Raw genomic sequence first — 18,621 nt, 5'->3', positions numbered from 1 at the left:
TCTTTTGACTCTATTCGTCCAGCAGGGTCTCCAGCGCGTGGAAAAACGCTTCGTCGTCCGCGGCTGTGCGCTTTTTGATCGTGCCCGTCCTGCCCCCCGCCCGGCGCACCTTCTGCCCCAGGTGCCGTTCAAAGAGCAGCCGGTCCATATTGCCCGAATCGTACACCATCCCGTTCTGGTTGAGGGCGCGCGCGCCCTTGCCCAGCGCCATCGCCGCCACGCCAAAATCCTGCGTCACGACGACGTCCCCGCGCTCCATGAGGTTCGCGAGCTTGATGTCCGCGCTGTCCCGCGCCTTATCCACCGTGATCACGGTGCTGTAGCCGTCGCTCAGGACATGGGTATTGTCGATCACCATGACGACGGCGATCCCCCGCTTTTTCGCAAGCCGCACGATCTGCTCCTTGACCGGGCAGGCGTCGGCGTCCACCAGAATCCGCATTTCACGGTCCTCCCAAAGGCAGGGGACCGGCATTCGCCGTCCCCCTGCCGTCTCTTTCTCATCGTTCCCGCGCGGCCGGAGCTTGCCCCGGCGGAAACCCCAAAACAGCCGCCGGCGGCGGCTGCTTTGGGATGTTATTTGAGCCGCAGGATTTCCTTGCGCGTAAAGCTGTCGAGGTCGTAGCTCACGATCCAGTCGGGCGAGAAGGTATAGAGGGTGTTCCCGATGTAGAGTCCCCGGTTCACCCCGGAAAATGCGTTGGGCCCGAAATCGTCGTGGCTGATCTTCGCCTTGAGGGTGAAGCCGTCCGCGTCCTTCCCGTAGCTGAACACGTAGTAGCGGCTGACGATCCGTCCGAAGCCCGTATCCACCGCAAACCCGAAGAGGGAGCGTTCCTCGTCAAAGAGGACGGCCTTGTGGTTGGACAGCGCCTCCGCCCAGACGCCCTCGCCCCCGAAGTTGTAGACATAGAGTTCCTTCGGGTTGAGCGGGTCGGAGACGTCGAACATCGAGAGCTTGACGCCGTTCGCCGTGCCGCGCTCGTCGACGCTCTGCCCGATGCCGAGCAGGAGCCCGTCGTCCAGCGGGTGCAGGTACTCCGAAAATCCGGGGATCTTGAGCTGCCCGAGCACCTTGGGCGCGCGCGGGTCCGAAAGGTCGATCGCGAAGAGCGGGTCGGTCTCCCGGAAGGTTACGACGTAGGCCATCTCGCCGAGGTAGCGTACCGAATAGATGCGCTCGCCCGGCGCGAGCCCCTCGAGGCGGCCGATCTGCCGCATGCCGCTGTCGAGCACATAGAGGTTGTTGCTTACGCCCTTCACGGGATATTCCGCCGTGGCAGCCACCCGCAGGTTGCCGTCGAGCTCGCTGAACGCGAACTGCCCGTCGACGTATCCGTCGATCCACGCGGTCCCCATGAGGTCCAGCTTGCCGCCGGCGGAGAACTTGACGATCCCGGTTCGGCGGTAGCTCTCCGAATCGGAGACGGACCCGCGCCAGGAGTCATAATAGACATAGAGGTTGTCGGTCGACATGTAGACGCCGTCTCCCCCGCCGAGCACCGCGCGGGTGTCCGATTTCCCCGTCCGCACATTGACGGCGGAAACCACCGCGTAATCTGCGGAGCTGCAATCCGGCGCGATCGCGATCTTGTCCGCGGGCAGAAGCCGGGGTTCGGCGGCGCCGCTCTCGAAGCAGACCGGTACGATGTCGCTCAAAGGGGTGCGCTTATCGGTGAGGTCCGCGTAGACATATTTCCGGCTGACGAGATAGAGGGTCCCGTCCATCAGGCGGGAGGAGACGTAATTGCCGTCCTGCCGGAAGGTGCGCACCTCCTGCGGTTCGGCCGGGTCGGAAATGTCGTAGACCGTCATCTCCACTCCGCCGTCCCAGCTCCCGCCGTTCCATGAAGCCGCGTCGCCCGATGCGGCGGACCTGTCGACAAGGCTGTCGTCCGTCGCCTCGACCACCGTCTGTTTCGGTGCCGGGAGTTCGTCCGCGCTGTAACCGACGGTGACCAGCCTGTCGCCGTCGAGATAGAATTCATCGATCGCGGGATCGACCTCGATCGTCGCGGTCAGGGTCATCTCCTGCGCATCCGCGATGAAAATCGCCGGGGATTGGCTCGTCGTATTCTGATAGACGTAGCTGTAGAGGTATTTCCCGTCCGTCTTGACGATGTCCGCCTCGTCGACCCCCGCCTCCTGCACGTTGGTGCCGGAGAACGCGGCGGGCGCGCTGCGGATCATCCCGCCGGCATCCGCGGCGGGGGCCGCGTCTCCCACCGCGCCCGCCTCCGGTGCCGCCCCGTCCGCAAGGTACAGGTCTCCGCTGAAGCTGCCCTTGAGCATCCGGTCCCCTGCCAGCCGGTAGATCGTGTCGCGGACCTCGGTGTAGTCCGCCGCGTAATAGGCCGCTTCCGCGCCGCCGGAAGCCGCGGACGCCAGCATCGGCATGGCCGCCTCAGCCGGCGCGTCCGCCGGGGCCGCGGCCATATCGGCCGCCGTCTCCGGCATCTCCGCCGTTTCCGCCTCCGCCAAAGCGGGGCCGTTAAGCAGGTCGGCGGATTTCGCCGCGCCTGAATTCAAAAACCATACCGCGCCGAGCACCACCACAAAGCAGGCCGCGACGCTCGCGATCGCGCGCCACCGGATGACCTTCCCGGATCTCTCCTCCGGGACCTCCTCGATCTCCTCCAGCCGCGCGCGCAGCACCTCCGCGTCGAGTGAATGTGGCAGCTTGATGTCACGATTCAGTTCCTCGAACCTGCCGCGCAGAAAATCCAACGATTCCTGCAACTCTTCCTGTCTGTCGGGCTTCACGCACATTCACTCCTTTCGGGTTATTTTTCCAGCTGGGCGCGCAGTTTTTTGAGCGTCCGGTGCAGCTTGGAGCTCACGGTGCCCTGCGGCGCCCCCAGGATCTCGGCAGTCTCGCGCACCGTGTAGCCCTGCACCACCGCCAGCGCGATGATCTGGCGCTCCTGCGGCGTGAGGGTTTCCAGCGCGGATACGAGCGCGAGCTTTTGGGTGGAGTGCTCCTCCACGCCCTCCCCTTCCTCGGTGAGGTCGAGGAAATCGTCGATATCCAGCTCGTTGCGCCCCGAAATATACTGCCCGATCTTCCGCTTGCAGCGGATCGAAAGGATCCGCATGATCCATGGCCGGAAGCTGTTGTCGTCCCGCAGGTTCTTGATGCCCTTGAACGCCTCGATGAAGGTTTCGCTTACCACGTCCTGCGCGTCATGGGCGTTGCCCAGCGAATAGAGCGCAACACGATAAAGGTCATCAGCGATCTGCTGATAAACCCTTGCGAAACTATCCTTGTCTCCGAGGCGGGCCTCACGCACCGCCGTAACGTCAACAACCATCTTCATTTACCACCATTTTCTTGCAAACGGTTCACTGATATAGTGAAGGGAAAGCTGCAATTTACTGCACATGATTTGGAAAGAATCCAAAAAAGAATGTGTGCGTCGGCAAAGCCAATGCACACATTATAGCAAGCATCGCGGAAAAGTGCAACTTTCGTCACGCTTCGAGCACGTCGGTCGGGTTCTCCACCGTCAGGATGGCGTAGACGCAGGTGGTCACCACCGACAGGAAGTTCGCCAGCAGGTTGATCTGCGTCTGCGTCAGGTTGTCGCAGAGTACGTTCGCAACGGTCGCCGCCGCGTAGACGAACTGCGCGCCTTGGCCGCTCTGGGCCTGCGGCCCGGTGGGCCGCGTGGAGCCTGTGGAGCCCGTGGAACCGGTGGGACCCGTTGGGTCCGCCGCCCCCGAAGCCGCGGAGAAGGGGCCCGCCGCCCCCGTGGAGGAGGCCTGCCCCGCGGCTTCCGCGGCCGCCCGCGCGGCGCGGTTGACCTGCGCGTCCGAAACGAACACCCCTTCGATCCCCGCGGCCCCGACCACGCCCTCCGAACCTGTCGCCATGCGCACCACCTCCCCTACAGTCTATGCGGGCGGGCGGGCGCGCGCCAAAAAAGGAAGGCCGCGCGCGGCCTTCCTTTTTTTGTTATCTGTGGTTGCGCGCGCCGATGTCCCGGCGGAAATGCACGCCCTCGAACCGGATGCCCTCCGCCGCGCGGTAGGCGTTTCGGAGCGCCTCCCCGGCCGTCGGGGCGGTGCAGGTGACCCCCAGCACGCGGCCGCCCGCCGTCTTATAGACGCCGTCCTCAAGGCGGGTGCCCGCGTGGTAGACGGTCGCGCCCGGGACCTGCCCGTCAGCGCCGAGCCCTTCGATGGGAAGGCCGGTTTGGTACTTGAGCGGGTAGCCGCCGCTCGCGAGCACGACGCAGGCGGCGCTTTCGTCGGAAAATTCCACCGGAAGCTCCCCGAGCCGGCGCTCGTCGATCGCCAGCATGATCTCCAGCAGGTCGGTTTTGAGGAGCGGCAGCACCACCTGCGTCTCGGGGTCGCCGAACCGGCAGTTGTACTCGATCACCTTCGGGCCGTCCGGCGTGAGCATGAGCCCGAAATAGAGGCATCCGGAGAAGGGGCAGCCCTCCGCCCGCATCGCCGCGAGGGTGGGCTTGAAGATACGCTCCATGCACTCCGCGGCGATCTCCGGGGTGTAGCAGGCGTTGGGCGCGACGGTGCCCATGCCGCCCGTGTTGGGGCCCTCGTCCCCGTCGAAGGCGCGCTTATGATCCATCGACGAGATCATGGGCGCCACCGTTTCCCCGTCGCAGAAGGAGAGCACGCTCACCTCGGGCCCGGTCAAAAATTCCTCGACGACGATGCGGTTGCCCGACGCGCCGAAGAGCTTGTCCTCCATGATCGAGCGGACCGCGTCCTTCGCCTCGGCGAGGTCCCGCGCGATGACGACCCCTTTGCCGAGCGCCAGCCCATCCGCCTTGACGACGGTCGGGAAGGCGTTCTGCGTCTCGATGTAGGCGACGGCCTCGGAGGCGCTGTCAAAGGTGCGGTATTTCGCGGTCGGGATGCCGTATTTCTCCATGAGGTTTTTGGCGAAGACCTTGCTGCCCTCGATGCGGGCGGCGGCCTTGTTGGGTCCGAAGGTGCGGACGCCCGCGGCGTTCATCGCGTCGACCATGCCGAGCGCGAGCGGGTCGTCGGGCGCGACGACCGCCAAATCGACCGCGTGCTCCTTCGCGAACGCGACCATCCCGTCGAGGTCGGTCGCCTTGATGGGGACGCACTCCGCGTCGGCGGCGATGCCGCCGTTGCCGGGCGCGCAGTAGATGGTTTCCGCCTCGGGGTTCTCGCGGAGCTTGCGGATGATCGCGTGTTCGCGCCCGCCTCCGCCGACTACCAGAATCTTCATGAGGCCGTCCTCCTGTTGTTGTGATCTCAGTTCCGGCGCGCCTTAGTGGTGGAAAAGCCGGATGCCGGTGAAGGCCATGGCGATGCCATATTTATTGCAGGTCTCGATCACGTTGTCGTCGCGGATCGAGCCGCCCGGCTGCGCGATGTAGCGCACGCCCGAACGGTGGGCGCGCTCGATGTTGTCGCCGAACGGAAAGAACGCGTCCGACCCGAGCGAAACGCCGTCGAGCCTGTCGAGCCACTCGCGCTTCTCCTCCCGCGTCAGCGGGACGGGGCGCTCGGTGAAGAACTGCTGCCACGTCCCCTCCGCCAGCACGTCCATCCAGTCGTCCGAGATGTACACGTCGATCGTGTTGTCCCGGTCGGGGCGGCGGATGTCTGCCCTAAAGGGCAGGTTCAGCACCTTTTCATGCTGGCGCAGCCACCAGATGTCCGCCTTGTTGCCCGCCAGGCGGGTGCAGTGGATGCGGCTCTGCTGGCCCGCGCCGATGCCGATGCACTGGCCGCCCCTGGCGTAGCAGACCGAATTGGACTGGGTGTATTTGAGAGCGATCAGCGCGATCACAAGGTCGCGCTTCGCGTCGTCGGGCAGGGTTTTGCAGTCGGTGACGACGTTCTCGAGAAGGGCGTTGTCGATCTTGAGCTCGTTGCGCCCCTGCTCAAAGGTGATCCCGAAGACGTCCTTGTGCTCGACCGGCGCGGGGATGTAGGCCGGGTCGATTTTGACGACGTTGTAGCCGCCCTTGCGCTTGGTCTTCAGCACTTCGAGCGCCTCGTCGGTATAGCCGGGCGCGATGACGCCGTCGGACACCTCGCGCGCGAGCAGCTTGGCGGTCTGCACGTCGCAGGCGTCGGAGAGCGCGACCCAGTCGCCGTAGGAGGACATGCGGTCGGCGCCGCGCGCGCGCGCGTAAGCGCTCGCGATCGGGCTGAGCTCGAGGTCGTCCACAAAGTAGATCTTCTTTTCCACCTCGCTCAGGGGCAGGCCGACCGCCGCCCCGGCGGGGCTCACATGCTTAAAGGACGCCGCGCTGGGAAGCCCCGTCGCGGCTTTCAGCTCCCGCACGAGCTGCCAGGAGTTGAACGCGTCGAGGAAGTTGATGAAGCCGGGCTTGCCGTTCAGGACCTCGACCGGCAGCTCGCCCTCCTTCATAAAGATGCGCGCGGGTTTCTGGTTGGGGTTGCAGCCGTATTTCAGTTCCAGTTCCTTTGCCATGCCGCCGTCCTCCTCAGTGGTTTTTGTTGACGATGCGCGTCTCGCAGGTGCCCGCCGCCACGTCGATGTAGCGGACGAAGAGGGAGACCTTGTTCGCGTCGTTGAGATTCTCCCAGAGCGTGCCGGTGAAGACGTCGATATCCCCTTCGACCGCCACCTCCTCCGGCTCCCCCTCAAACGAGGGGATCGGGTCGCCGTCGCAGCGGTAGGTGTGGATGAAGTGCCCCTCGCCCGGGCGCGGGTCCCAATACTGGAAGAAGTAGCGGCGCACCGACGAGGGGTCGCCGTCCGCGCTCTTCAGGATCGAGAGGCGGTAGTCGAAGCCGTGCAGCAGCCCCGACACGCGCGGGGTGTAGTTGGGGGCGTCCGGCTCAAAGGTGCGGGTGCGCAGGGCGTCCGCGAAGGAACCGCCCCTCTGGAGAAAGTCATAGATCGTGTCGGTCTGGTCGCCGTTGGTGACGATCGTCGTGTCGCCGATCACCCGGACCGGCGAATAGATGATGAGCGACGGGTCGGAGAGCTTGGCCGGGTCGAACGCCTCGGTGCGGATACCCTCCCCGTCAGTGACGAAAATCCGGTTGCGGCTGTTCTCGCTGCGCCCCATGATGAAATAGGCGGCGACGGCGTGTTTCCCGTCCGCGCTGCGCCCGAGCAGGATGCCGCGGCCCGGGTAGGCGTTCTCTCTGAGCAGCTTTGCGATGTCCTGTTTCATTCCATTCCCTCCAATTGTCCGCTGCATACCAATTCCAGCGCCTTCGGGAGCAGCACCCATTCGGCCTGCTCCATGACGCGCCTCTGTAACCGTTCGGGGGTGTCGCCCGGCAGGACGTCGACCGCCTTCTGCAAAATGATCTGCCCGCCGTCGGTCACCTCGTTGACGAAATGCACCGTCGCGCCGGTGACCTTCACGCCGTAGGCGAGCGCCGCCTCGTGCACATGCAGGCCGTACATCCCGTCCCCGCAGAAGGAGGGGATGAGCGCCGGATGCACATTGATGATCCTGCGGTCGTAATTTTCGACGACCTTATCCCCCAGCACGTAGAGAAAGCCCGCCAGCACGACGTAGTCCGCCTCGAACCGCTCGAGCGCGGCGATGATCGCCTCGTCGTAATCGGCACGGGAGGCGTAGGCCTTCCGCGGGACCACCTCGGTGGGGATGCCCGCCTTTTTGGCGCGCTCGAGCGCGAAGGCCCCCTCCTTTGAGGAGACGACCCCGGCGAGCTCGGCGCTCGGCAGCTCTCCGCGCGCCTTCGCGTCGATGAGCGCCTGCAAATTGGTCCCGCCGCCCGAAACGAGCACCACGACCCGTTTCAGCATAGCTCGACCCCCCGCTCGCCGTCGTCGACGTAGCCGATTACCCTGGCGCGCTCGCCGTGGTCGTTGAGGATCTCGACCGCGCGCTGCGCGTCGTCCTTATCGACCACGAGCACCATGCCGGTGCCCATGTTGAAGGTGTTGTACATGTCGTGCTCGGAAATCCCGCCGATCCGCTGGATCATGTCGAAGAGGGGCAGGGGCGTCGCGAGCCGCTTGCTGATGAGGGCGCGCTTGCCCTCGGGTAGGGCGCGCGGGATGTTTTCGTAGAAGCCGCCGCCCGTGATGTGGGCGACCGACTTGACGGCGAGCTCGTCCATCACGGCGAGCACCGGCTTGACGTAGATGCGGGTGGGCGCGAGCAGCGCCTCGCCGAGCGTCGCGCCCAGCTCGTCGTAGTAGCGGTCGAGCACGCCGGGGGCCTCCACGTCGAAGACCTTGCGCACGAGGGAGAAGCCGTTGGAGTGCACGCCGTTCGACTTGATGCCGACGAGCGCGTCCCCCGCCGCGACGGTGGTGTTGTCAAGGATTTTGGACTTGTCCACCGCGCCCACCGCGAAGCCCGCGAGATCGTACTCGTCCTCGGGGTAGAAGCCGGGCATCTCGGCGGTCTCGCCGCCTGTGAGCGCGCAGCCCGCCTGTACGCAGCCCTCCGCGACGCCCGAAACGATCTGCGCGATCTTTTCGGGGACGTTTTTGCCGCAGGCGATGTAATCGAGAAAGACGAGCGGCTTCGCGCCGCAGCAGATGATGTCGTTGACGCACATCGCCACGCAGTCGATGCCGACGGTGTCGTGCCTGTCCATCAGAAAGGCGAGCTTCAGCTTGGTGCCGACCCCGTCGGTGCCCGCGCAGAGCACCGGGTTGGGCATGCCCGCCAAATCGAGCTCGAAGAGGCCGCCGAACCCGCCGAGACCGCCGAGCACGCCGCCCGTCATCGTGCGCGCCACATGCGACTTCATCAGTTCGACCGCCCTGTATCCGGCGGTGACGTCGACGCCCGCCGCCTTATAGCTCTCGGAATAGCTGTTGTTCATGCCTGTTCCCTCCGCTTGGCCTTCTCGCTGATCTTGTGTTCAAACTTGTCCTTAGGGGTCTCGTCGGGCACCTTGATCGGATATTCACCCGTGAAGCAGCCGACGCAGAAGCCGCAGTGCGCCCCGCGGGCGATCTGCTGGACCCCCTCGACGCTCAGGTAGTGGAGGGAGTCGACGCCGATCGTCTTTGCAATCTCGGGGATCGTCATCCTGCAGGCGATCAGCTTGTCGCGGCTGTCGATGTCGGTACCGAAGAAGCAGGGATTCCGGAAGGGCGGCGCGGAAACGGCGAAGTGCACCTCCTTGGCGCCCGCCTCCCGCAGCAGCTTGACGATCCGCCCGCAGGTGGTCCCGCGCACGATCGAATCGTCGATCAGCACGACCCGCTTGTCCTTCACCGTCTCGGCGATGACGTTGAGCTTGATGCGCACCGCGTTTTCCCGCTGGCCCTGGGTGGGCTGGATGAAGGTGCGCCCGACGTAGCGGTTCTTGATGAAGCCGACGCCGTAGGGGATGCCCGATTCGCGCGAATAGCCGAGCGCCGCGTCGAGGCCCGAATCGGGCACGCCGATGACGACGTCCGCCTCGATCGGGTGCTCGCGGTAGAGGATCCGCCCGGCGCGCTGGCGCGCCTCGTGGACGCTCACCCCCTCGACCACCGAGTCGGGGCGCGCGAAGTAGACGTATTCAAAGACGCAGAAGCTGCTCCTGCCGCCGCAGTGGGTGCGGATGCTCTTAAGCTCCCCGTCCTCGGCGACCACGATCTCGCCCGGCTCGACATCCCGCAAAAACTGCGCGCCGATGCTGTCGAAGGCGCAGCTCTCAGAGGCGAAGGCATAGCCGTTCTCCGTTTTGCCGACGCACAGCGGCCGGAAGCCGTTGGGGTCGCGGGCGGCGATCAGCTTTTTGGGGGACATGACGATGAGCGAATAGGCCCCCTTGAGCGTGTACATCGCCTTGGCGACCGCCTCCTCGATGCTCGGGGAGAGCAGCCGCTCGCGGGTGATGATATAGCTGATGACCTCGCTGTCGTTGGTCGTGTGGAAGATCGCGCCGTTCATTTCGAGCTGGCGGCGCAGGTCGGGGGCGTTGACGAGGTTGCCGTTGTGGGCGAGCGCCATCGTGCCCTTGCAGTGGCGCACGACGAGCGGCTGGGCGTTGACGACGCTGCCGTTGCCCGTCGTCGAATAGCGGCAGTGGCCCACCGCCATATTGCCCTGCCCGAGGCTTTCGAGCACGTCCCGGTTGAAGACGTCGGGCACAAGGCCCACGTTTTTGTGGCAGTTGATGACGCCGTCGTCATTCACCGCGATACCGCAGCTCTCCTGGCCGCGGTGCTGGAGCGCGTAAAGCGCGAAATAGGCGCTGGTCGCCACGTCGGTGCGGCTGTTTTCGTAGATGCCGAAAACGCCGCACTCCTCATGCAGTTCGCTGTACAAATCGATTCCCTCCATCGGAAATTCGTGGATCTCTCTCATTTATTCGCCGAGCAGGCGGCGCATCACTTCGTGGTACGCCCCTTCGACGCCGCCCATGTCGCGGCGGAAACGGTCCTTGTCGAGCTTTTCGCCCGTCTTGCTGTCCCAGAAGCGGCAGGTGTCGGGAGAAATTTCGTCGGCGAGGATGATCCGGCCGTCGGGGGTCTTGCCGAATTCGAGCTTGAAGTCGATGAGCTCGATGCCGAGATCCTTGAGGTAGGCGGCGAGCAGGTCGTTGATTTTGAAGGCGTAGCCGGCGATCGTCTTGAGCTCCTCGGGGGTGGCCAGCTCCATCGCGAACACATGGTAGTCGTTGATCATCGGGTCGCCGAGCTCGTCGTCCTTGTAGCTGTACTCGAGCACCGTCTTGGCGAGCTTCTTGCCCTCGGGCAGGCCGAGCCGCTTGGAGAGGGAGCCGGCCGCGATGTTGCGGACGATGACCTCGAGCGGGACGATCGTGACCTTTTTAACGAGGGTCTCGCGGTCGGAGAGCTCCTCAATCAGGTGGGTGGGGATGCCGTTCTCCTCGAGCATCTTCATCAGGTGGTTGGAGACCTTATTGTTGATGATGCCCTTTTCGGCGATGGTGCCCTTCTTCTGGCCGTTGAAGGCGGTCGCGTCGTCCTTATAGGAGACGATGTAGGCGTTCGGGTCGTCGGTCGCAAAGACCTTCTTGGCTTTTCCCTCGTAGAGCTGTTCCCTTTTTTCCATTTCTGTTTCCTCCTAAAGTCCTGAAGTATTTGAATCTTCCGATGATCGTGCGCATTTTGGCGGAGAGATCAGCCGAGCTGCTCCTGGAGCTTGCGGTCCTTCTCGATGACGCCCTGCTTCATCTCTTCCTTCCTGAGCGACAGCTTGTACGCGACCTCCGCGTCGGTCACGCCGATGATCTGCGCCGCGAGGATCGCCGCGTTCTGCGCGCCGTCGATCGCCACCGTCGCCACCGGGATGCCGGAGGGCATCTGCACCGTCGCGAGCAGGGCGTCCAGACCGTCGAGGGTGGAGGATTTGACCGGGATGCCGATGACCGGCAGCGTCGTGTGCGCCGCCAGCACGCCCGCCAGGTGCGCCGCCTTGCCCGCCGCCGCGATGATCGCGGCAAAGCCGTGGTCGCGCGCCGACGCCGCGAACTCGCACGCGAGCGCGGGGGTCCGGTGCGCGCTCATGACGTGGACCTCCACGCCGATGCCAAACCCCTTGAGGGTATCGATCGCGCCCTTGACGACCGGCAGGTCGCTGTCGCTGCCCATAATGACCGCTACTTTTTTGTCCGCCAATTTCGACACTTCCCTTTCCATTTCCGATTTTGTTTTCTGCAAATGAAAAACAGGCTGCGATCGCTCGCAACCTGCACTACTTCCGCGAAGGCATGGCGGACCCGCCCGCCGCACGCCCCAAAAGGCCGCCTGCCAGCCGGATGCAGCTCTCCCTTGATGATCCGCATTCGCCCATCAGAAGAGCCATTTCCGCCACCTCCGCAATCAAAATACACTTCCAGTTTACAGGATTCCGCCGGCATTTTCAATTGGAAAATGCACCGTTTTGAAAGATTGGAGGGTTGATTTAAAATGTACGATCTTGCAGGATTCTTTTTGTCGAATTGCACGACATGTCATACTCTTTCTGCCAGCGGTTTTTCCACCCGCCCGCGGACGGCCGCAATCACCGGGCCTGCCCGTCCTCCGGGGGCTTCACCAGAATGATCGCGTACACCGTGTCGACCTGCGCCGGGTAGCTCTCGGCGATCGTCCCGTCGTAGTAGACGCGCACCGCGTCCCCCACGCTGAAGTGCGTCATGCTGTCCCCCAGCGCCGCGTCCAGCGAGACGCTGACGAGATCGCTGGTACGGCAGACCTCCTCGTCCTCGTTGACGCGGACGAGGATGCTCCCCTCGCGCGCCTCTTCGACGACCCCGGCAAAATTCGGCTCCTTCCCGACGGTGTCCATGCTCATCGGCCGGGCGCAGCCGGACAGCAGGAGGAAAACGCACAGGCAAAAAACCAGCTTTTTCATATCATCCACCTCACAGAGATTGCTTCGGGCCGTCGTCCGTCTCCCGGAACCCGCGGTTGAGGCGCAGCTTGACGGGGAAGAAGATCGCGAAGGTGAGCGCCTCCGCCGCGAAAAGCGCGAGCCACACGCCGCTGAGCCCCCACAGCGCGGAGAAGGCCCGCAGCGCCAGGTAGACGAGCACGATGCCGCGCAGCAGGGCGACGGCCGTCGTGCAGAGCGACTGCTCGATCGACTGGAAATAGTACATGAGGATCGTGTTCGCGCCGGTGAAGGGCAGCGAGAGGAAGTAGAGCATCACGGCGGGCACGCCGATGGCGAGCACCCGCGCGTCGGTCGAGATGAAAAGCCCGATGATCTGCCCCGGGAAGAGCAGGATGACCCCGTAGACCGCGAGCGAAAAGAGCACCGCCGTGGCCGCCGCGACCCGGTCGACCGCCTTCATCCTCCCGTACCAGCCCGAGCCGTAGCTGATCGAGATGATCGGCTGGGCGGCCTGCGCCATGCCGTTGAAGATGCCCTTGCCCACATAGCCGATGTTGGAGATGATCGAGAAGACCGCGACCGCCGTCTCCCCGCCCACCCGGATGAGCACGATGTTGAACATGAGAATGACGAAGCCCGCCGAGGTCTCAAGCACCCCCGAGCCCGCGCCGTTTTTGACCATCCGCCACCAGAGGCGGGGAGAGAAGAACCGCCGGGTGAAGCGCACCTCGTTACGGCGGGTGACAAAGTGCAGGCTCAGCAGCCCGCAGGTGATGAAGGGGCCGATGATTGTCGCAAGCCCCGCGCCGAACGTCCCCATCCCCAGCGGGATCACGAAGAGATAGTCGAGCAGGATGTTGGCGGCGTTGCCCGCCGCTCCCGCGACCATCACGAGCCGGGGATTGCCGTCGCTGCGCACGATGACGCACATCGCGCTCGAAAGCATATAGACGAAGCAGAGGGGACTGATCGGAGACAGGTAGGCGACAACGTTCCCGACGATCAGGTCGGTCGCGCCGAAGAGGCAGGCGATCTGCCGCAGGAAGAGCGTCCCGAAGACGGAGAGCAGCGCGCCGGCCGCAAGCACCGAAACGACCGCCATCGTAAAGACGCGGTCGCCGCTTTCGGGGTCCCCCTCGCCGCGGCAGACCGAAATCGTGGTCGCCGCGCCGACGCCGATCAGGATGGAAAAGGTGGTGTAGACGGTAAAGATGGGCAGCGCGACGTTAAGCGCCGCGAGCCCGTTTTCCCCCACCGCCATGCCGACGAAAAAGACGTCGGCCAGGCAGTAGCAGCAATGCGCCACCTGCCCGATGATCGTCGGGACGAGGTAGCGGAAATATTCCGACCGGACCTCGGCGCGCCGCGCCTTTCCGGCAAGCGATTGTGCTGGCATAGAGCTCCTGTCCGGGCGCGCCTTCAGTGGGGCGCGTCCTCAATGATGGATTTCGTTTTCCAGCCGCCCGAAAAGAACCGGGCGGCCGCGATGACGAGGCCGATTGTCCAGCCCATCGGGATCGACCACCAGACGGCGGCCTCCCCGATAAACGCCGCGAGCGTGTAGGCGAGGACGACGCGCGCCGAAAAATTGCCCAGCGTCCCGATCATGAACACCTTCATGTCCCCCGCGCCGCGCAGCACGCCGTTGAAATCGCACATGATCCCCATTACCGCGTAGAAGAGGGAGACGACGGTGAGGTATTCGACGCCCGCCGCGATCACTGCGGCGTTGGCGGAGGAATCGACGAAGAGCCCGACGAACTGCGGGCCGAACCCCCACAGCACGGCGGTGGTCGCGCCACCGATGACCGCCGACATCACGACCGCCGCGCGCAGACCCTTCCCCACCCGCCCGGGCTTCGCCGCACCGATGTTCTGCGCGGTGAAGGAGGAGACGGCGTTGCCGACGTTGAGCATCGGCATGATCGCGATGCTGTCGATCTTGGTCGCGGCGGTGTAGCCCGCGATCACGTCGGAGCCGTAGCCGTTGACGAGCGCCTGCACGAAGAGCGCGCCGAACGAGACGATCGACTGCTGGACGATCGACGGCACCGCCACCCGGCAGATGTGCCGGAGGCGCTCGCATTCAAAGACGTGGGGCTTCCCCTCGCACGGCATCCGCCTGAGGCGGCGCAGCAGCACAAAAAACGCCAGCAGGGAGGCGAGCGCCTGCGCGATGAGGGTCGCCCACGCCACGCCCGGCACCCCCATCCCGAACCGAATGACGAAGAGCAGGTCGAGGAAGATGTTGGTCACCGACGAGAGCATCAGCAGCCAGAGGGGGGTGCGGCTGTCCCCGAGGGCGTTGAAGGCGGCCGTCGAGGTGTTGTAGAGAAATAGGAAGGGCACCGCCGCCACATAGATGCGCAGGTAGGCGTCCGCGTCGGAAAAGATGTTGCCCGGCGTGCGCATGAGCAAAAGTAGCGGGCGCGCGAGCAGCAGCCCGGCGAGCAAAAGCAGGGCGCTCAGCGTCATCATCGAGGTGAGCGCGGTAAAGACCGACGATTTCATCTCGGTGATCCGCTTGGCGCCGTAAAACTGCGAGATCACCACCGAGCAGCCGATCGAGGCGCCGGTGGCGACCGCGATGAACAGGAAGGTGACCGGATAGGAGGCCCCGACCGCCGCGAGCGCGTCGGAGCCCACGAAGTTCCCCACCACCACCGAGTCCACGATGTTGTAGAGCTGCTGAAAGACGTTGCCGAGGATCATGGGCAGCGCGAAGGTCACAAGGATCTTCGACGGGCTGCCGGCCGTCATATCCCTTACCATTTCATCGGTCCTTCCGCGCCAAAAGCCTATTCCATCTCGGTGTACATGCTGTAGAGGCGGTGGTAGAGCCCGCCCTTCGCCATCAGCTCGGCGTGGGTGCCCTGCTCGGCGATCCCCTCCTCGGTCAGCACGAGGATGAGCTGCGCGCCGCGGATGGTCGTCAGGCGGTGGGCGATCGTAAAGGTGGTCCGCCCCTTCGCAAGCGTCTCAAGCGACTGCTGGACGATCCGTTCGCTCTCGTTGTCGAGCGCGGAGGTCGCCTCGTCGAGGATGAGGATGGGCGGGTTCTTGAGGAAGACCCGCGCGATGCTGATCCGCTGCTTCTGCCCGCCCGAGAGGCGCACCCCGCGCTCCCCCACGTAGGTGTCGTACCCGTCGGGGAACTCCATGATGAAGTCGTGCGCGCCCGCGAGCTTCGCCGCCTCGACGACCTCCTCGCGGCTCGCCCCCGGGCGGCCGTAGGAGATGTTTTCAAAGACGCTGCCCGCGAAGAGGTAGACCTCCTGCTGCACGACGCCGATATTCTTGCGCAGGGACTCGAGCGTGAGACCGCGGATATCCTGCCCGTCGACGAGGATGCGCCCCTCGGTCACGTCGTAAAAGCGCGGGATGAGGCTGCAAAGCGTCGTCTTGCCGCCGCCCGACGGCCCGACAAGGGCCACGCTGTCCCCCGGGCGCACGTGCAGGTTGATGTCCGAGAGCACGCAGTGGTCGTCGTCCGAATAATGGAAGGCCACATGCTCGAAGGCGATGTCGCCCGCCACGTCCCGAAGCTCCTTCGCGCCGGGCGCGTCGTGGATGTCCACCGGCGCGTCGACCACCTCAAGGAACCGCTCGATGCCCGTCATGCCGCGCTGGAACTGTTCGGTGAACTCGACGATCCTGCGGATGGTGGTGAGCAGCGTCGTCACATAGAGCAGGTAGGCCATCAGGTCGGCCGCGTTGATCTGCCCGTAGATCATGAAGAGCCCGCCCGCGATCATCACGGCGGCGTACATGATGCCGTCGAAGATGCGGGTCACGCTGCCGAAGCCCGCCATGTAGTGGTACTGCTCCCGCTTGATGTCGAGGAATTCCTCGTTGCCCTCGCGGAACTTCTCCCGCTCGATCTGCTCGTTGGCGAACGATTTGACCACCCGGATGCCGAGCAGGCTGTCCTCCACCTGCGCGTTGAGCTCGCCGATCTGGTTGCGCGACTTTTTGAAGGCGCGGCGCATCCGCTGGTTAAAATAGGTGGCGCAGAGGACCATCAGCGGGATGAGCGCGAAGATGATCAGCGTGAGCCAGAGGTTGGTGTTCGCGAGGATGATGAAGGACACGACGATCTTGAGCGCCGCGATAAAGTACTCCTCGGGGCAGTGGTGGGCGAACTCGGTCACGTCGAACAGGTCGCTCGTGATACGCGCCATCAGCTGGCCGATCTTGGTGCTGTCGAAATAGGTGAAGGAGAGCCGCTGGAGATGCTCGAACAGGTCGCTGCGCATGTCCGTCTCGATGTGCGCGCCCATGATGTGGCCGATGTTCTGCATGTAGTAGTTGGCGGCCATGTCGATCACCCGCAGCAGCAGGTAGAGCAGCCCGATCTTCAGGATGAGCGAAACGGTGAGGCTCGCCAGGTCGTTCATGCCGAGGTCGGTGATATACCGCACCATCAGCGGCAGCACCAGCTCGCACACCGTCGTCAGCGAGGCGCAGAAGAGGTCGAGCGCCAGCACCCCGCGGTATTTCTTAAAATAAGGAGCGAACCGCCGAAGCAGCTCGCTGGTTTTGATTTGCCGGTTCATTCCGTACCCCTCTCTTTCCATCAGTCTATCTTAACACATCTTCTCCCAAAATGCCATTCCCGCAAAATCGACAAATCGCAGGCCCGTCCCCGCCCCCGCCTTTATGGATTTCGGCGCACAAAAAAGAGGCCCGCCGGACGGCGGGCCTCTGGGCTTCCGTTATTGCCGCTCGTGCAGCGGGATGTAGTCGGCGCGGGGCGCCACGCTCTGGTAGGCGGGGCGGATGATCTTGCCCGCGTTGCACAGTTCCTCGATGCGGTGGGCGCTCCAGCCCGCGATGCGTGCGATGGCGAAGATCGGGGTGAACAGCTCGGTCGGCAGGTCGAGCATGCTGTAGACGAAGCCGCTGTAGAAGTCGACGTTGGCGGAGACGCCTTTGTAGATGCGGCGCTCCTCGCCGATGACCTCGGGGGCGAGCCGCTCGACGAGGGAGTAGAGCTCGTATTCCTTGTCGAGCCCCTTCTCCTCCGACAGCGATTTGACGAACGCGCGGAAGATGTCGGCGCGCGGGTCGGAGAGGGAGTAGACCGCGTGGCCCATGCCGTAGATGAGCCCCGCGTGGTCGAACGCCTGCTTGTTGAGCAGCGCCTTGAGGTAGCCGCGCACGGCGTCCTCGTCGGTCCAGTCGGGCAGGGTCTTCTTCATGTCGTCGAACATCTTGACGACCTTGATGTTCGCGCCGCCGTGCCGCGGGCCCTTGAGGGAGCCGATCGCGGCCGCGATGACCGAATAGGTGTCGGTCGCGGAGGAGGAGACGACATGGGTGGTGAAGGTCGAGTTGTTGCCGCCGCCGTGCTCCGCGTGGAGCACGAGCGCCACGTCGAGCACGCGGGCCTCCAGGGCGGTGTACTTGCTGTCGGGGCGCAGGATGCGCAGGATGTTCTCTGCCGTCGAAAGCTCGGGGTCGGGCGCGTGGATATAGAGGCTCTGTCCCTCGTGGTAGTGGTTGTAGGCCTGGTAGCCGTAGACCGACAGCAGCGGGAAGAGCGCGATGAGCTGGAGGCACTGGCGCAGCACGTTGGGGATGCTGATGTCGTCGGCGCGGTCGTCGTAGGAATAGAGGGTGAGCACGCTGCGCGCGAGGGTGTTCATCATGTCGCGGCTCGGCGCCTTCATGATGATGTCGCGCACAAAGCTGGTCGGGAGCGTGCGGTAACGGGCGAGCAGGGCCGAGAAATCCTTCAGCTGCCGTTCGCTGGGCAGCTGCCCGAAGAGCAGCAGGTAGACGGCTTCCTCGAAACCGAACCGCTTTTCGCGGATGAATCCGGAGACGAGGTCCTTGATGTTGATGCCGTGGTAGAAGAGCTTGCCCTCACAGGGGATGGTCGAGCCGCTCTCGTCCACCATGCTGGACTGGATTTCGGAGATCTCGGTGAGCCCCGCGAGCACGCCCTTGCCGTTGATGTCGCGCAGGCCGCGTTTCACGTCCAGTTTCTCATACAGCGCGGGGTCAATGGCGCTGCCCTTCCGGCAGAGCTCGGAAAGGTCCAGTATTTCCTGCGTAATCTCGGAATACGGGTTGTTGGACGACATGTGTCACACTCCCTTTCTGTTCCTCTTTATGTTTTTATTGATTTAATGAATCACCTTATTATACCAAAAAATTGTGGACAATTCGTTTCCAAACTTTGAATAACGCAAAGCCGCCTGTCGAATCGAATCTCGGCAGACGGCCATCCGTCATGGCGCACACGGCCGCGGGGCGGGCCCGGCGGTCCCGGTTACAGCTTACAGGGGGACGAAACATTCCCCCAGTTTAGGATGGTGTTATTATAGCACATTTTCCCTGTTTCGGC

General features: G+C 64.2%; 17 protein-coding genes. All 17 read right to left on the bottom strand.

What is annotated here, in order from left to right:
• Positions 1–10: 10 nt before the first annotated feature.
• Positions 11–442: a YaiI/YqxD family protein gene (locus C1A13_RS05900; RefSeq protein ID WP_101550037.1), complete on the bottom strand. Its 432-nt coding sequence runs from the start codon at positions 440–442 to the stop codon at positions 11–13.
• Positions 443–576: 134 nt separating this feature from the next.
• On the bottom strand, positions 577–2,763 hold the full coding sequence (locus tag C1A13_RS05895; RefSeq protein ID WP_146021693.1) for a beta-propeller domain-containing protein: 2,187 nt from the start codon (positions 2,761–2,763) through the stop codon (positions 577–579).
• Between the two features lie 20 nt (positions 2,764–2,783).
• Positions 2,784–3,317, bottom strand: coding sequence for an RNA polymerase sigma factor (locus C1A13_RS05890; protein ID WP_101550034.1), 534 nt, complete (start codon positions 3,315–3,317; stop codon positions 2,784–2,786).
• Between the two features lie 154 nt (positions 3,318–3,471).
• A complete protein-coding gene (locus C1A13_RS05885; RefSeq protein WP_101550032.1) occupies positions 3,472–3,873 on the bottom strand; it encodes a hypothetical protein in 402 nt (133 codons plus the stop codon).
• An 82-nt stretch (positions 3,874–3,955) separates the two neighbouring features.
• A complete protein-coding gene (gene purD / locus C1A13_RS05880) occupies positions 3,956–5,227 on the bottom strand; it encodes a phosphoribosylamine--glycine ligase (protein WP_101550030.1) in 1,272 nt (423 codons plus the stop codon).
• 42 nt (positions 5,228–5,269) lie between these two features.
• Positions 5,270–6,445 (bottom strand): phosphoribosylaminoimidazolecarboxamide formyltransferase, encoded by a 1,176-nt coding sequence (locus tag C1A13_RS05875; RefSeq protein ID WP_101550028.1) that lies wholly within the window; start codon positions 6,443–6,445, stop codon positions 5,270–5,272.
• Positions 6,446–6,458: 13 nt separating this feature from the next.
• A complete protein-coding gene (locus tag C1A13_RS05870; RefSeq protein WP_101550026.1) occupies positions 6,459–7,157 on the bottom strand; it encodes an IMP cyclohydrolase in 699 nt (232 codons plus the stop codon).
• Positions 7,154–7,762 carry a phosphoribosylglycinamide formyltransferase gene (gene purN / locus C1A13_RS05865; RefSeq protein ID WP_417007719.1) on the bottom strand — a complete coding sequence of 203 codons (609 nt, stop codon included), beginning with the start codon at positions 7,760–7,762 and terminating at the stop codon, positions 7,154–7,156. The genes C1A13_RS05870 and purN overlap by 4 nt, the downstream gene beginning before the upstream one ends.
• Positions 7,756–8,796 (bottom strand): phosphoribosylformylglycinamidine cyclo-ligase, encoded by a 1,041-nt coding sequence (purM, locus tag C1A13_RS05860; protein ID WP_101550024.1) that lies wholly within the window; start codon positions 8,794–8,796, stop codon positions 7,756–7,758. The genes purN and purM overlap by 7 nt, the downstream gene beginning before the upstream one ends.
• On the bottom strand, positions 8,793–10,250 hold the full coding sequence (gene purF / locus C1A13_RS05855) for an amidophosphoribosyltransferase (RefSeq protein ID WP_101553193.1): 1,458 nt from the start codon (positions 10,248–10,250) through the stop codon (positions 8,793–8,795). The genes purM and purF overlap by 4 nt, the downstream gene beginning before the upstream one ends.
• A 24-nt stretch (positions 10,251–10,274) precedes the next feature.
• Positions 10,275–10,985, bottom strand: a complete 711-nt coding sequence (gene purC, locus C1A13_RS05850; protein WP_101550022.1) for a phosphoribosylaminoimidazolesuccinocarboxamide synthase — start codon at positions 10,983–10,985, stop codon at positions 10,275–10,277.
• Positions 10,986–11,053: 68 nt separating this feature from the next.
• A complete protein-coding gene (purE, locus tag C1A13_RS05845) occupies positions 11,054–11,524 on the bottom strand; it encodes a 5-(carboxyamino)imidazole ribonucleotide mutase (protein WP_373690862.1) in 471 nt (156 codons plus the stop codon).
• Between the two features lie 412 nt (positions 11,525–11,936).
• Positions 11,937–12,287, bottom strand: coding sequence for a DUF3221 domain-containing protein (locus C1A13_RS05840; protein WP_101550018.1), 351 nt, complete (start codon positions 12,285–12,287; stop codon positions 11,937–11,939).
• Between the two features lie 10 nt (positions 12,288–12,297).
• Complete coding sequence (locus C1A13_RS05835; RefSeq protein WP_101550016.1) at positions 12,298–13,665, bottom strand: MATE family efflux transporter; 1,368 nt, start codon at positions 13,663–13,665, stop codon at positions 12,298–12,300.
• Between the two features lie 23 nt (positions 13,666–13,688).
• On the bottom strand, positions 13,689–15,041 hold the full coding sequence (locus tag C1A13_RS05830; protein WP_101550014.1) for an MATE family efflux transporter: 1,353 nt from the start codon (positions 15,039–15,041) through the stop codon (positions 13,689–13,691).
• Positions 15,042–15,067: 26 nt separating this feature from the next.
• A complete protein-coding gene (locus C1A13_RS05825; RefSeq protein ID WP_101550012.1) occupies positions 15,068–16,825 on the bottom strand; it encodes an ABC transporter ATP-binding protein in 1,758 nt (585 codons plus the stop codon).
• Positions 16,826–16,984: 159 nt separating this feature from the next.
• Positions 16,985–18,358, bottom strand: coding sequence for a citrate/2-methylcitrate synthase (locus C1A13_RS05820; protein ID WP_101550010.1), 1,374 nt, complete (start codon positions 18,356–18,358; stop codon positions 16,985–16,987).
• Between the last annotated feature and the right edge of the window lie 263 nt (positions 18,359–18,621).

It is taken from the genome of Anaerotruncus massiliensis (ex Togo et al. 2026), from assembly GCF_900199635.1.
Classification (GTDB): Bacteria; Bacillota; Clostridia; order Oscillospirales; family Ruminococcaceae; genus Anaerotruncus; species Anaerotruncus massiliensis.
Note: the sequence above shows the minus strand (reverse complement) of the source record. Positions and strands in the feature narration are given on the sequence as shown.